Below are 13,129 nucleotides of genomic sequence, written 5' to 3' on the forward strand. Positions count from 1 at the left end.
ATCACCCTGGTCGGTGCGTGAAGTGATGCCCGGGGCATCACCTGGATCGGCGTTCGAAGTGATTCCCGGGGAATCACCCTGGTCGGTGCGTGAAGTGATGCCCGGGGCATCACCTGGATCGGCGTTCGAAGTGATTCCCGGGGAATCACCCTGATCGGTGCACGAAGTGTTGCCAGTGGAATCACCTGGATCGGTACTCGGAGTGATTCCCGGGGCATCACCCTGGTCGGTGCGTGAAGTGATGCCCGGTTCATCACCTGGATCGGCGTTCGAAGTGATGCCCGGGGCATCACCCTGGTCGGTGCTCGAAGTGATTCCCGGGGCATCACCCTGGTCGGTGCTCGAAGTGATGCCCGGGGCATCACCTGGATCGGCGTTCGAAGTGATGCCCGGGGCATCACCCTGATCAGTGTCCGAAGTGATTCCCGGGGTATTACCCAACTCGGCATGCGGCGTGTCGTCCCCAACGGAGCAATCATCGAGCATTTTCAACCCCGAGTCCTCGGTTGAACCATCTGCTTGATGCTCAACATGGCGTCACGTCCGGTTGCCAGTGACGACACATCTCGTTCTCGAGGCGAAGCCCTCGTGACAGGGGGATGGGGAACCTGAGTGGGAGCGGGTGGCTGGGCGGTCGGTGATCTTGAGTGACTGGCGGCCACCTGTGGCTGCTGGGTGGCCGCTGAGGGAGCCTGCCATTGGGCATTGAATTCACCACTCAGGGCTTTCTGCGTGCAGCTCAACAGGTAGCCGAACGGGTTCTTCACGGATCCGCTCTTGCACCGATGTTGCCACTGATCGAGCAGGGGTGTTCGCAACCCGGGATCTACGCGCTGCAAGGCGATCATCGCCTTGTCACGTTGATCCTGTGTGAACCGCTCAAACCCGGAGGGCAGATCCGGCGCACTTTCCTGAGCTTCGCGCGGTACAAAGCTTTTACATACAGATGTATTGGTATACGTACTATATGAGTTCGGAATCCGAACCAAGCCGAAAGAGGCCGAATTCAGACTGAGTTCGGAATCCGAACCCGGTGTTTTTAAATTCGCTCCCGGGCTTTTTTTACTGAGTTCGGAATCCGAACTCAGTAAATCTGACTCGTCTGAGCCCTTGGTTCGGATTCCGAACTCAGTGCCATCCTGTGCGTGTTCGATGGCTTGCGGTGCGTCATGCCATCCCTGCTGCTGCCATCTCTGCTCAATGACTTCGAGTCGTGAAGGCATCGTGCCTGTCGCCGCTGCAAACTCTTTGAATGCATGGTCTGCGACGAGCCTGACGGCTTTGTTGGCATGTTCAAGCGCCTGGCCGACGAGTTGCATATAGTGGTGATCGATTTCCATCGCCTCGGCACACCCCACCGGTTCATCGTGCAGGATGTAGACGTTGCCTTGCACCCGACCGCTGACCGAGTCACGTACCCGTTGTCCGAGGCTGAGCCAGCGCGTCAGTCTCAGGACGGTCAGCGCCTTGGCCACGGTTTCTTTGGAGGCCGATTTACCTGGTGACGAACCGAGGTAGGGACGTAGCTTTTCATAGCTCGGAAAAGCCGTGACGCCATCACCGTTGATCAGCAGCCTGAAGACTTGCCAGACATTGCGCTCAAGCGGTGAGAGACGATCATCAAGCAGCAGGCCACGCGGCACCGTTTCGTGTGGATTGCCACTGAAGACGACGCCTGCATACGGCTCGTCGCGGACTGATTCAGTGTCACTGGGTGTGGAACCTGAGCCAGCATTCTGCCGTTGAGCCAATTTCATCTGCTGGAGCAGCAAGTGGTTTTGCAGTGTTCCAGCCGCAGCATTGATGGCGACTGCCAGGGGAGGGCGCCGGTTCATCTTCGTCACATCCGTTCGCCTTCTACCTTGCCAGCGGCGCTTTCTTCTAGGCCACGTTCGGGAGCCCTGCCTTTCGGGTTGGCTTTGGTCAGTCGTCGGGATTCGCTCATCAGAACGAGACTGGCGGATTTACGGTTTTTCCCCGGAGGGTAGAGGTCCTGAGCCAGCCATTGCTGAATCTTGTTCCACACCAGGCCCAGCGTAATCGGTTCGGGCGAGTGACTATCCTGCTCTTCAGCCGGAATGTTGATTTCTTCTGTCAGCAACATGGCAACGTCGAGCAAGGCGACGCCGTCGGTATGATCGACGTTGAGATCAGCCATCAACTGGACGAACCGGTGCCATAACGGTGTGTCATCGGGCAGATCGCGAAAGCGACCGGGCTTGCCTGGTACGCCGAACAGAACTCGCTGCAGAGAGACTTCTTGCGGCGACATGCCGAAGAACTGCTGAAGCATCGGTGTGGTGGCACCCAGACGAAGCGCGCGCTGCACGATGCGGATCTCTTCGTCGGTCCGCTCTTTATTGGAGAGCAGGCGCTTGACCATGTCCGGATCAATCGCCACCTGGCACCAGATGACGTTGGAGTTCAAAAGCACGCTCTGAGAGGAAGGCTGCTGGAGCAGTACCAGAATTTCCGGGTCCAGGCCCATGTCGATGCAGCGCTTCACCTCACCGTTGCGCAGGTGATGCAGAATCTGGGCGACCATGGCTTCATTCAGTGGATTATGTCGTTTTGACATGTTCAAACTCCTGTCGCAGAACGCCGCGATAAAAACTCACGAGGTATATGGCCCATCAACGTTCATCGCTTCCAGCTCGACCAGCCTGCGGCCTAACCGGATCAGCCGGAAAAGTTTGACGATGCAGGCATCGTCCAGACGGCCCGCCAACACGGCCTCTCGGTCTTCATACCTGGGGCTGCCGATTAGCAACTGGCCCAGCGCTGCCGTGAATTGAAACTCCGCCACGTCCAGGGGAGCCTCGGGTGTCTGCCGGTTCAGGGCGATGGCGTAGACCCCGCTGATGGCCTGGAGCAGGGTCAGGGTATTGTTGGCCAGTTCTGTGAGTTCCAGGTCCATCGGCGGCTCGTGACATATAAAGCCCAGACCTCCAGGTACTCGCGCTACGGTGTCGCGGTTCAGCCCGGCGGTCGTGGCGATTTCGTGAGCAAGCTGAGCGATGACCTGACGCAGTTCATCGGGCTGGTCCATGATGCGTTCGATGTACCAGACATCCGATATCGGGTGCAGGCCCCCGGCTTGCACGGGAATCGACACCAAGGCGTTGGCTTTGAAGTCCGGCAGTTCCTCGCCATCCAGCGCCGCAACCTGGCGCTTGATCTCAAAGACGCGGTCGGTGGTTGAGACCGGTGTGACGACATGGGCTTCCAGCCGAGCGATACGCTCTTCGTCAGAGAGTGGCGGCGGCAAAGGCTTGTCGGTTTTCAGGGCAGAAGCCGACGGTGCAGCCAGCGTGCTTTTTTCAGTCACCTGCGTGTCAGGTGACTGGGGCTTTGATTCCGATTGCAGCGTTTTTGGTTCCTGGTCTTCTTGGGGCTGGTACGCATCAGATTCGGAGTCGGGTTCGGGCTGCACCTGCGGTGTTGGTGGTAATCGCAGCGGCGTTTCAATGACCGATGAACGACGTGCCATCGTCAGGTTTTCGTTGACGTTCAGCAGGACCTGCTCATACGTCCTGCCCGTACCTTCCTTCATATGGCTGATCAGTTCATCCTGAACACGTTCACAGACGAATTCGCTGGCATCGCCATCGAACATTGACAGCACGTCCTGGAACAAGACCTCGAAGTCGGTGACGTTCGGTTTGCCTTCGGTGTGCGTCTGCCACGTCTGAGCGGCGGCTTTACGAAGGGCCAGCAGCCGTTCGACCTGATGCTTGCCCAAACCGGAGTAGAGCGCGGCGGGGATCACTGGCAGCAGGCAACGGATGGTCTCTTGCATGCGGCTGATATGGGACTGCGATACCGGATAACCGTCCGCTTTCAGCCTCTTCGCCAGCTCTCGTTGAGATATGGGCTCGCCGGTTTCTTGCTCATAGATAGCTCGGGCATTTTCAATGCCCACGGCGCGCTCGATAAACATCAGGTTACCGCGCAGGTCGTTTTCGGCCAGGTGGCCGGTGAGGGCAATGATTTCCCCACGCTCGCCATCCCAGGGGCGGAACAGCACGCTGATCCTGTAAAAGCGCTCGTCCCCCGTTTCTTTGTACAGCTCTCGCAGAATCGACAACCGCGTATTACCGCCGTTGCGGATGATGAATTTCTTCTCACCCGGACGACGTGTCACCTGGGGAGGCTGATCCAGACCCCTGACCCGAATGGAGTCCTTGATCTCCTGGTACTTGATGTTGGTCACCGTGCGAGGGTTATGCTCATACGCTGACAACTCATCCAGGGTCAAAACCATAGGCGTGTCTGCAATGGGGTCAGGCAGGCGATCAACCGAGGGGCCAGAGCGACTAAATGAGCCCTGGAGCAACTTGCCCGTTATTTCATCGGCAGTGAGTTTGCTCGCCATGATTATTGGCCCGCCTCAGAAAGTTGAACGACATTGCTCGCTGGCGTCCCGCCGTTGAGCAACACATCGATCACGGCCTTGAGCCTTGCGATCTCCTGCTCTTGCTTCAGGCTGCAGTCGATGCGGTGTACGCATTCGCTATTCATGGAGCGATGACTGGCTTTGGCTGCCATCGATAGCCGAGCTCTCATTCCCATCGGGAAACGAACAACAAACTTTTCGTCTTTGTCGTCGTCACGCATATTCACGGTTTCGTTATTCAACATGGCGTTCTCCATCATGGCTGAGGGTGCGCGTGCGGCGCAGTTGAGCGCGAGCATTGAGGCCGGCCCTGTGGTCGCTGGGTGTGAACGAGGTGAAAATGGGCGAACATCCACCTTTGGTGAACTTGACGTGGCCACCGTGAGTGCGATGGACCGCCCATCCCTGCGAAATGGCGAAGTCAGCCAACGCCTGCAAAGATTTTTTTGCGCCTCGAATAGATGCAGGCATATTGCTCATGATCGTGCCCTCGCATTGCCGAAAGCAGCCGAGCGAAAGGGGATCTGGTAGCGGCGAGCTATGGCCTCACAACGCTTACGCGTTTGATTGAGCGACGCAGCTGCTGAAAAGAGTGATGAACCGGCAGTGCAGTGAGCTCTAAGCAAGCGTGCCAGCTCGGTATCGCTGAGCGCATTTGCTTTTTTCTGCTTCTGAGACTCAGTGCCAGCCTTCAACGGGGCCGTTTTTTCAGCATTGATGATGAACGAAGGGGCATTCACACGCTGATCGGCTTCCACTCGTTGGATGGACCCTCCGCGACTGAAGTATTCCGTAATGGCCTTCTCGATCCGCAGCCTGTCTCTCTCTCGATCTGACTGACTGGGTAGATCCTCTTCAAGAATGTTGTAGTGGCGCGCCATGTCACTGTTCCTCCGATCCGCTGAGCTTGTTACCCGCTTGGATCTCCAGGATTTCAACCTCGTGGTCGGCGAATGTTTCTGTAAGCTTCTCCATGAACGAGCGACGCGAACAGTCACCTTCCATACAGCAGGGCATCTGATTAGGAGCGGCATCAAGTGCCTTGGTATCGGCCGTGAGGACCTCAACCAAGTCGCCGCTATGGCATACCGGGCACTCCGCTGCCGTCATCGCCACATGAGCTGGAAGATGCTGGCCGCAGTTGCGGCATTCATCTGTAATCGAAAGGGAGTTAGCACTCGGATTCATAGCGATTCTCCGGGGCGAGATAAGTGGGTGGGGTGCAAGAGATTCTTTCGTCAGTTCAATCGAGGGATTCATGCGTGGTGTCCTTGCCGTGCACTGGTCGAGAGGTTTTCAAAACGGGTGTGTTGGGGGATGAAGGCCGTTCTGACGGTGCCGAGCGAGCCATTCCGGTGCTTGCCAAGAATCAGTTCGGCGATGCCTTTGTGCTCGGTGTCGGCGTTGTAAACCTCATCCCGATACACGAACAAAATCAGGTCCGCATCCTGTTCAAGCGCGCCCGAGTCACGAAGGTCCGCGTTGATAGGTCGCTTGTTCGGACGTCTCTCCAGTTCTCTGTTCAGTTGAGAGAGCGCGACGACAGGGCAGTCGAACTCCTTGGCCAGCGCTTTGAGCGAGCGAGATATCTCGCTGATTTCGTTGGCCCGATTTTCTGTGCCAGGGCACTTCATCATTTGCAGATAGTCGATCATGATCAGGGCTGGCTTTCCGAAACGCCGTGCCCCTCTGCGTGCCCGGGCACGAATTGCCGAAGGCGTCAGGTCTGCTTGGTCATCAATGACAAGGCGGTCCCTGTAGGAATTGACCTTGGCCACTGCCAACGAAAGCCTCGACCAATCCTCATCTTCGAGCTGTCCGCGTATCAGCTTCTCAAGATTCAGATGCCCTAATATGGATAGAAGCCGGTAAATGATCGCTTCGGCTGGCATCTCCAAGCTGTAGATCTGAACAGTGGAGTGGTCATCTTTCTGAAGCGCAGCGTCCACGAAATTCAGCGCCAGGCTGGTTTTTCCCATTGATGGCCTTGCAGCGAGGATGATCAGATCCGCTGGCTGTAAGCCACCCGTCAACTCATCCAGATCGGACAGTCCAGTGGGCACTCCAACCACCGACTCTCCTGCGTTGAAGCGAAGATCGATTTTGTCAACCACCTGCAGGAGCATCTGGTTGACGTCGACAAAGTCAGACGTGTGCCGTCCTTGTCCCAGGGCAAACAGCTGCTGTTCGATGACGTCCTGCACGACAGCCGCATCCGCCTGAGGATCCGAAGCCTCCCGGGTGCATGCATAGCCGTGTGAAATCAGTCGACGCAGATGAGCTCGGTTGCTCACTGTGTCGGCATACGCCTTGATGTTAGCCACGGAGGGTGTGTTCTTGGCGAGCTCACTGAGGTAAGCAAGGCCACCAGCAGCATCTATGGCCGCAATGGAGTCGGACACCGTGACCACGTCAAATGGTCTGTTCGATTCAGCCAGCGCCGCAATGCTCTGGAAGATCAGACGGTGTTCGGCCCGGAAAAAGTCATCGGCTTTGATTCGGTCTGCGATCAAATCCCATGACTCGTTGTCGAGCATCAGCCCGCCAAGCACGGCTTGTTCCGCTTCGACGGAGTGAGGAGGGGACATGTGAGAAATATCCATCACGCCCTCCCGATTCTTGCCAGGGACGGGGATTGCTGATCGACACCTCTGTGCAACGCTGCTGTGGATCCTTGCCTCCACCCCTGATGTTGGGATTTGAAGTCATGGCCTTTCACAGAGGTTGGCTCGATCTCTTTTTCGATCAGGGTAGGGTGATGCAACCCGATATAGGCACTGATCGCTCGTTCGGTTTGTTCGTCCTGGCGACCGGCAAATTTGTAAACGTTGCGGGCGACTGCATCGATCCAGGCTTCGGCAAAAATCCGCCCACGTCGTCTTTTGGTCGTTGGATTGCAGCGCTTGAGCTGCGTTACGTGCTGGCGCCGCGCCGTCACCAGTTGCAGATGAAGAGCTGAATAGGCATAGCTGGCCATATCCGGCGATACACTCAAACCGATGAACTTGAACTGCCAGTCTCCAGGCCGCGCCTGGTACGCAATGCAATCGCAGTCGAAAGCGCTCGCGCATGTGTTTGCCAGGCTATGCAGCCAACTGGCGGGTGCTCGCTTCGTACCGGCAGATACTGAGGCTTCGCAGGCAAGATGAGCGTCGACCTCAAGCTCTTCGAACTGGTACTGCTCCATGAGCTTGCGGCCTTGCCGCAAAGCTGTCTCAGCCTCATTCGGAGAGGCACCCGCAGAACGGGCCAGTGCGAAGCATTTGATGACTTTGTCGATTATTCGTTGGCGGTCAATGCTCATGGCCGTACCTCCGGTACTGCCTCAACTGCCAGAGCCTCTTTCCAGAGTCTGAGGGTCTCACTTTCTTCAGCAGTAAGCTCGGCTTTAGCCCGCTCTTCCCGGGCTTTTGACTTTAGAGCGGCAAGCCGATCCTCGACATCAGATCCATCGTCGTAGGAGATGTCATCAGTCAGTGCCTCTACGAGCTGGTGACGAAGTGAGGCCAGGCAACTGACTCGATAAGCGGTCAGGCTGGTCCAACCTATCAGTTTGCTGAACGGCGTCAGTAGATCGCGTCTGACACTGCTATTGAGCTCGACGGTGGTGTAGAAACTGTCGTATGCCCCAATGCGATTGAATAACAGCACTGTTTTGAGGAGATCAAGTTTCTGGTCCAGGCTCTCAAGGGGCAGAGGATATGTAGCAGCAATCAGTTGTTTCGCTCTTGCATTCCGCGCCTCCTGCCGACGTTTGGCAGCTTTCTCGTCGTGGACACGTTTTTCCTTGGCATGCTCGACATGAGAGTTCACTGATTCAAGGAGCTGCGCGGCCTGTGTGAGCAGTTCACGCTGCTCTACACTCAAGTAATCACCCAGTCGACTAATCAAGCTGCGGCCCATCTTATGGCCGGAGCTTAAATTGCGGAGCTCACGTGACGTGTTCGTGAGCTTGGTCTGAGCGGCACGCAGTTGCGATGAGTTGTACTGCTCGTTGAGCTTGCGCATCAGTTCAGGAGTAATGCCGGAAGCTTCCGTGAGATTTGTCTTTCCCATCTCATCGACCACCTTTGGCGAGGGCCTCTACGGCGGATTCAGTCATCGCCTCGAAACGGTCGGACCATTGCGGAAAAAGCTCAATCACAAGCTCTCGAATAACCTGAAGCGCGCTCGGTGCACGTCGATTGGAAGGTTTTTTGTATTCGAGCCGATGAGCCGACATGCCTGCTGTAGATCCCTCGCGGAAAATTACTGAAGCAGGAACTGTGCTGTTGAGGACATCGATTTCCATGTTGTCCGCGAAGGTCTTTCTGATGGCTTCATGAATCCCACGAGCATCAACTGTCTGGTCGAGACAGTTGACTACAACCTTGATAGGAGGGACATGCAGGCCAAGCCTTGAGTAGGGACGCAGTCCTTCAAGCATCTGCAATGTGCCACGGTTAAATTCTCGGGCGCTCAGCATGTTCGGTGGTAAAGGTGAAACGGCCAGATCTGACGCTAACACCACCATTTCCAGCATGACGCTTCGTGCGCCCTGAGTATCGATGAGAATCAGGTCGAACTGGTCCCCGAACGCTTTCAGCAGGTGAGCCAATCGCAGCCGACCATCCGGTGCCTGAAGCAGGAGGTTGATCAACTGGTTGTTGGGGTCGTTCGACAAGATCAAAGATAGGTTTGGGATGCTGGTCCGGGAGATGATTCTTTCTGGATCAGTCAGGTTGTGTGCGATCAGGTCGAAGATGCCGCCGCTGACTTCCTCTGTCATGGGGTAGTAAGAGGACAGTGAAGGCTGGACCGGGTCCATGTCTATGAGCAGGACCTTCAAGCTGGCGTCGGCGCAGAAGCCGCCGAGGTTGGCAGCCAGCGTGGTTTTTCCGACACCACCTTTGGTGGACAAAAGCGAGGTTACGAACATGGTATAAAGCCTCTAATGGGGACATTAGAGGCTGCGTGGTCTTTCAAAACCGGCTACAGCGTGCTCGTTCTCAAGGTGTCAGCAGGACCAATTGTCTTTTAACCAATTGGTCGTAGGTTCGAATCCCACACGACCCACCATTTTTGGTCAGTTTGTATCTGACTGGATCTTAGGGAGTGACGTCGCAAGCGTCACCCAAATAGAAAACGCCTCTTCGGAGGTGTTTTTTAGCATCATCGGGGTATAGCGCAGTCCGGTAGCGCGCCTGCTTTGGGAGCAGGATGTCAGGAGTTCGAATCCCCTTACCCCGACCACTTTCGCCCAGCTGTATCAGGGTTGAAGATCAGAGCTCAAAAACAGTCGTTTTGAGCTTAACAAAAAAGGCGTCCTTCGGGACGCCTTTTTTGTTGCTGTTGTCCCGTCCTGAATAAGGTTTACACCTTCTGAACTTTCCTCAGGAGGACTCAATGGATTCGGGTAAAAGGCGCAGCCAGCGCGATTACACGCTAGCCTTTAAATTATCGGTCGTAGATCAAGTTGAAAAAGGCGAGTTGAGTTATAAAGAAGCCCAACGACGCTATGGCATCCAAGGCCGGTCGACGGTGCTGGTCTGGTTACGAAAGCACGGTCGACAGGATTGGAGCCAAGGCGCATCAATTCGAGAGCAGAGGAGCAGGTCCATGACCGATCCCGCCGACACCCGAGCAGCGGATTAAAGAGCTTGAAGAACAGCTGGCGCTGAGCAACCAGAAGGCTCAGTTCTTTGAAGCCGTCGTCAACGTTCTGAAAAATGACTACGGCGTTTCTGTCGTAAAAAAGCGACCCGGCAAGTCCTCTCGCAAGGGCAAATCCAAGACCTGAGCATTACCAGGGCTTGCCTGTTCATGGGGATTTCGCGCCAAGCGTATTACAAGCGTAATCGCGCTTTTGACGCGAGGGTCTGCCGAGACCAAGAGGTGGTGGACTTCGTTTTGGAAAAGCGGCGTCGCCAGCCCAGGCTGGGAACGCGCAAGCTGCACTACTTGATGAGCGTCGAAGCTCCTGCGTCGTTGTGCGTGGGTAGAGATCGTATGTTTACCATCCTTCGTGATGCGCGCGAGCTGGTTCCGCGCAAACGGGCTTATCACAAGACCACTCATAGCCATCATCGCTTCCGTCGCCACCCCAACCTGCTCAAAGCAGGTCCGCAACAAGTCGTGGCCCATGGACCCGAACAGGTCTGGGTTGCAGACATAACTTACCTGCCTACGCAGGAAAGCGTGGCCTACGTGAGCCTTGTAACAGATGCGTACTCACGCAAGATCGTTGGCCATCACGTGCATGAAAGCCTGCATACCCAATCGGTGATAAAGGCACTGGAAAAAGCGGTAGGAGAGCGAAAAACCGATCAGATGCTGATTCATCATTCAGATCGCGGCGTCCAGTACTGTTCCGATCTCTATCAGCAGCTGCATACCAGGCATGGAATCCGGTGCTCGATGACGGATGGCTATGACTGCTATCAGAACGCTATGGCCGAGCGAGTAAACGGGATTTTGAAGAACGAGTTTCTACTCCATCGCCCTAAAGACTTGGCAGATGCAGTGAAAATGGTTGATGAATCAGTGCAGATCTACAATGGGGAGCGGCCACACTTAGCTCTGAAATACAAAACGCCCGATGCGGTGCATCGGGCATTTTGAGCGTGAAACAGGTGTAAACCTATTTCAGGACTAGACATGTTCAACAGCCTGACCATCAACTGGCAGCGCGAGGTCCTGATGATGTTTCCACAGGCTCAGATCGCTATACAGACCTTTGATGTGAATGCTTCGTTTCAGTTGCGTCCTTTTGCGTCGCCAACGCCTGCGCTCGCTCTTGATAAAAATGATGCTGGCCTCTATACGCGAAGCGGACGTGAAACTCGCCAGGCGCGGAAAGGCCGTCGGGTTTTTCGAAGTAACGCGTCTGGGAAGCTGGCAGATACAGGTCCAGCGCACGGTTGATCAGCTTGTTGCGAGTGCGTGTCTGAATAACCAGACGCTCCAAGTCAAACTTTTCCAGATAATGCGCTATGCACAAACCTATGAGGCAAGCCCCTACGCCGCCTCCGGTTGTTTGTGCTTTCGGGCCTGGCCTACCGCTTGGCGCAAGGCTTTCCGGTAGGTGTGCAAGTGTGAGTAATTTTCCTGAGCGTCGTATCGATTGGTATTGCTGTAACCAATCAGCATGTCGTTCAGATACAGAGAGTAAATAACGGTTGATTGTCCGCGCGGTTCGCTGGACGGCGTGTTTCGCAGAAAGCGTTCACGAATTTGCTGTGCATCGCCCAGGCGTGCTGTATCCACACCTAATATTTCCAGGTAGGACAGCCGGGCTGTCGGTCCAGTATTCGGCAAATGCATCGGCGTCCTGCAGACTCGCATCGCGCAAAGTCAATAACCCTGCACGCATCGGTAAGCTCGCGCGGATCAATGAGGTATCGGAGCTGATGTCGAGGTTCATTCGAAGGTTTCCAGAAAGATGTAAATGGATTGGGTAACGCAGGCGACTGGCTGTTCCAGTTGTTCGCTGGTTTCTTCGCCCATCGAGAGACGCAAGAAGGGATCTGTTGCCTCTGCTATTGCCGCAGCCGCTGAAATACGGGTAATGCCAAACCCGAATCTCACGCCTTTGGTGATCGATACGCCTGCGCTTCGGCAACTGTTGATGATGAGTTCGATCAAGGCCTCCATGCAGTGCCGATTGTTCAAGCCCGGCTCACTGAAAGTGATGGCAACGACACCTCCACCATGTTTCCGCTGGCGCTCGCGCCAGTCGCGCGGATAGGGGACCCTTGCCACGCGGGCTGCTTCCGGGTGTTTTGGAAAGAAGACTTCGCGTAAAAGAAAGCTTTCCAGCGTCGAGTAGGCCGCTGACCGCTGGAGGTTAGCAGCGCTGTGCGCGCTCCACCGCCGAAGCCGATCGCACGCACCAGGTTCAGTTCAAGCTCGCGCAGGGCCACCGAACCATAGCGTTCATAGTTCACAGAGCTGGTTTGCAGGATCGAAAAACATGATGTCTGTGCTTTGATCGGTACTTGCACTGCACCAGTTCAAGGCTGAGCGGGCGAGTCCGAACTGTTGAATCAACAAGCGATATCGCTGCGCGACCCGACGCCCGTCCAGACCCGGGCTGCGACAACTGCTGATCATTTTACGGGTGCTGTCCAGCGCATAGCCCATGAAACTTTCAATCATGGGGTCTACGGGTAACGACTCGCGCAGGGTAAAACGACAGGTGTTGCTGCAGGGTTGCTTGCAACTTGTTCAAGGCTTGTTCCACACGATCTACCAGCTGTAGCCACATCGACAGAAGCGTGGCCTCGCCGGTTGGCACCGCACTGTAAGAGCTGGTCTTTTCGACGGTCCGAGATGTCTTCCCTGACGCTGACGCCGATAGCTCAATTGAGGCCGTATAGACAGAAGCTCCGGGGGGAAGCAAGTGCAGTGCATTATAAGCGCCGCGCAATTTGAAAGAGCCAGTCCGCTGCAGACACTCCAGCTTCGCCCACACCCTTCGGTTGTTAGAGCTGAGTCAAGGCAACTCGACAATGGGAGTTCTGACAATGTTGCGCGAAAGTGCAGGGTAGGCGTTTCGGATCTTCTGGTACACGTGTGCCAATAACTCGGAACCGGAGCTGTTAGTTATCGTCTGCATAAATTACAAAGGCCTCCTTGATAGGGGACGCTGCCGCAGGTATCGCCTGCTTGGCAGGCTTTACGTCGATGGGCGCTGTTGTATCGCTGCTGAGCGCACCCAATGGAATCAAGCCTATAGGGATTCTCCGAACAAGT

The 13,129-nt window shown here is 55.7% G+C and carries 15 protein-coding genes, 1 tRNA gene and 1 pseudogene; 3 read left to right on the top strand and 14 right to left on the bottom strand.

Annotation, left to right across the window (positions count from 1 at the left end):
• From ALO43_RS30210 to ALO43_RS16260, 12 genes are all read right to left on the bottom strand, one after another.
• On the bottom strand, nucleotides 1-486 hold a 486-nt coding region (locus tag ALO43_RS30210), incomplete at its 3' end, for a hypothetical protein (protein WP_235812540.1).
• A gap of 2 nt (nucleotides 487-488) precedes the next feature.
• A complete protein-coding gene (locus tag ALO43_RS16210; RefSeq protein ID WP_083492184.1) occupies nucleotides 489-1,844 on the bottom strand; it encodes an STY4528 family pathogenicity island replication protein in 1,356 nt (451 codons plus the stop codon).
• Nucleotides 1,841-2,578, bottom strand: coding sequence for a DUF2857 domain-containing protein (locus tag ALO43_RS16215; RefSeq protein WP_054997798.1), 738 nt, complete (start codon nucleotides 2,576-2,578; stop codon nucleotides 1,841-1,843). Before ALO43_RS16215 ends, ALO43_RS16210 begins: the two co-directional genes overlap by 4 nt.
• Nucleotides 2,579-2,614: 36 nt before the next feature.
• Nucleotides 2,615-4,375: a ParB family protein gene (locus ALO43_RS16220; RefSeq protein WP_083492185.1), complete on the bottom strand. Its 1,761-nt coding sequence runs from the start codon at nucleotides 4,373-4,375 to the stop codon at nucleotides 2,615-2,617.
• A gap of 2 nt (nucleotides 4,376-4,377) precedes the next feature.
• Nucleotides 4,378-4,641 carry an Arc family DNA-binding protein gene (locus ALO43_RS16225; RefSeq protein WP_310886636.1) on the bottom strand — a complete coding sequence of 88 codons (264 nt, stop codon included), beginning with the start codon at nucleotides 4,639-4,641 and terminating at the stop codon, nucleotides 4,378-4,380.
• Nucleotides 4,631-4,876, bottom strand: a complete 246-nt coding sequence (locus tag ALO43_RS31510; RefSeq protein ID WP_054997800.1) for a hypothetical protein — start codon at nucleotides 4,874-4,876, stop codon at nucleotides 4,631-4,633. The genes ALO43_RS16225 and ALO43_RS31510 overlap by 11 nt, the downstream gene beginning before the upstream one ends.
• Nucleotides 4,873-5,277 carry a hypothetical protein gene (locus ALO43_RS16235; RefSeq protein WP_054997801.1) on the bottom strand — a complete coding sequence of 135 codons (405 nt, stop codon included), beginning with the start codon at nucleotides 5,275-5,277 and terminating at the stop codon, nucleotides 4,873-4,875. The genes ALO43_RS31510 and ALO43_RS16235 overlap by 4 nt, the downstream gene beginning before the upstream one ends.
• Nucleotide 5,278: 1 nt before the next feature.
• Nucleotides 5,279-5,584, bottom strand: coding sequence for a hypothetical protein (locus tag ALO43_RS16240; RefSeq protein WP_054997808.1), 306 nt, complete (start codon nucleotides 5,582-5,584; stop codon nucleotides 5,279-5,281).
• A gap of 68 nt (nucleotides 5,585-5,652) precedes the next feature.
• Nucleotides 5,653-6,999 carry a replicative DNA helicase gene (gene dnaB, locus ALO43_RS16245; RefSeq protein ID WP_054997802.1) on the bottom strand — a complete coding sequence of 449 codons (1,347 nt, stop codon included), beginning with the start codon at nucleotides 6,997-6,999 and terminating at the stop codon, nucleotides 5,653-5,655.
• Complete coding sequence (locus ALO43_RS16250) at nucleotides 6,999-7,700, bottom strand: DUF2786 domain-containing protein (protein WP_054997803.1); 702 nt, start codon at nucleotides 7,698-7,700, stop codon at nucleotides 6,999-7,001. The genes dnaB and ALO43_RS16250 overlap by 1 nt, the downstream gene beginning before the upstream one ends.
• The gene (locus tag ALO43_RS16255) at nucleotides 7,697-8,452 is read right to left on the bottom strand and encodes a hypothetical protein (protein ID WP_054997804.1); all 756 of its coding nucleotides are present in this window, start codon (nucleotides 8,450-8,452) and stop codon (nucleotides 7,697-7,699) included. Before ALO43_RS16255 ends, ALO43_RS16250 begins: the two co-directional genes overlap by 4 nt.
• 1 nt (nucleotide 8,453) lies before the next feature.
• On the bottom strand, nucleotides 8,454-9,314 hold the full coding sequence (locus ALO43_RS16260; RefSeq protein WP_054997805.1) for a ParA family protein: 861 nt from the start codon (nucleotides 9,312-9,314) through the stop codon (nucleotides 8,454-8,456).
• Nucleotides 9,315-9,551: 237 nt separating this feature from the next.
• On the opposite strand from ALO43_RS16260, the gene ALO43_RS16265 reads away from it, so the two are divergent.
• From ALO43_RS16265 to ALO43_RS31515, 3 genes and pseudogenes are all read left to right on the top strand, one after another.
• Nucleotides 9,552-9,628, top strand: a tRNA-Pro gene (locus tag ALO43_RS16265).
• A gap of 153 nt (nucleotides 9,629-9,781) precedes the next feature.
• Nucleotides 9,782-10,996 (top strand): annotated as a pseudogene (locus tag ALO43_RS16275) (IS3 family transposase).
• A 36-nt stretch (nucleotides 10,997-11,032) separates the two neighbouring features.
• Nucleotides 11,033-11,299 (top strand): hypothetical protein, encoded by a 267-nt coding sequence (locus ALO43_RS31515; protein WP_235662567.1) that lies wholly within the window; start codon nucleotides 11,033-11,035, stop codon nucleotides 11,297-11,299.
• A gap of 93 nt (nucleotides 11,300-11,392) precedes the next feature.
• Here the strand turns inward: ALO43_RS31515 and ALO43_RS31520 are convergent, their stop codons facing one another.
• Both ALO43_RS31520 and ALO43_RS31525 read right to left on the bottom strand, forming a co-directional pair.
• Complete coding sequence (locus ALO43_RS31520; protein ID WP_234887619.1) at nucleotides 11,393-11,698, bottom strand: hypothetical protein; 306 nt, start codon at nucleotides 11,696-11,698, stop codon at nucleotides 11,393-11,395.
• 96 nt (nucleotides 11,699-11,794) lie between these two features.
• The gene (locus ALO43_RS31525) at nucleotides 11,795-12,136 is read right to left on the bottom strand and encodes a hypothetical protein (protein ID WP_234887618.1); all 342 of its coding nucleotides are present in this window, start codon (nucleotides 12,134-12,136) and stop codon (nucleotides 11,795-11,797) included.
• Nucleotides 12,137-13,129 lie beyond the last annotated feature (993 nt).

Source organism: Pseudomonas tremae, assembly GCF_001401155.1.
GTDB lineage: Bacteria > Pseudomonadota > Gammaproteobacteria > Pseudomonadales > Pseudomonadaceae > Aquipseudomonas > Aquipseudomonas tremae.

Bases quoted from the DNA above. Each gene is read 5' to 3' on its own strand.
- ALO43_RS16225 (WP_310886636.1), bottom strand. From the start codon at position 4,641: ATGTTGAATAACGAAACCGTGAATATGCGTGACGACGACAAAGACGAA.
- ALO43_RS31520 (WP_234887619.1), bottom strand. From the start codon at position 11,698: ATGCATTTGCCGAATACTGGACCGACAGCCCGGCTGTCCTACCTGGAA.
- ALO43_RS16255 (WP_054997804.1), bottom strand. From the start codon at position 8,452: ATGGGAAAGACAAATCTCACGGAAGCTTCCGGCATTACTCCTGAACTG.
- ALO43_RS16240 (WP_054997808.1), bottom strand. From the start codon at position 5,584: ATGAATCCGAGTGCTAACTCCCTTTCGATTACAGATGAATGCCGCAAC.
- ALO43_RS16250 (WP_054997803.1), bottom strand. From the start codon at position 7,700: ATGAGCATTGACCGCCAACGAATAATCGACAAAGTCATCAAATGCTTC.
- ALO43_RS31510 (WP_054997800.1), bottom strand. From the start codon at position 4,876: ATGAGCAATATGCCTGCATCTATTCGAGGCGCAAAAAAATCTTTGCAG.
- ALO43_RS16220 (WP_083492185.1), bottom strand. From the start codon at position 4,375: ATGGCGAGCAAACTCACTGCCGATGAAATAACGGGCAAGTTGCTCCAG.
- ALO43_RS31515 (WP_235662567.1), top strand. From the start codon at position 11,033: ATGTTCAACAGCCTGACCATCAACTGGCAGCGCGAGGTCCTGATGATG.
- dnaB (WP_054997802.1), bottom strand. From the start codon at position 6,999: ATGGATATTTCTCACATGTCCCCTCCTCACTCCGTCGAAGCGGAACAA.
- ALO43_RS16260 (WP_054997805.1), bottom strand. From the start codon at position 9,314: ATGTTCGTAACCTCGCTTTTGTCCACCAAAGGTGGTGTCGGAAAAACC.
- ALO43_RS16235 (WP_054997801.1), bottom strand. From the start codon at position 5,277: ATGGCGCGCCACTACAACATTCTTGAAGAGGATCTACCCAGTCAGTCA.
- ALO43_RS16215 (WP_054997798.1), bottom strand. From the start codon at position 2,578: ATGTCAAAACGACATAATCCACTGAATGAAGCCATGGTCGCCCAGATT.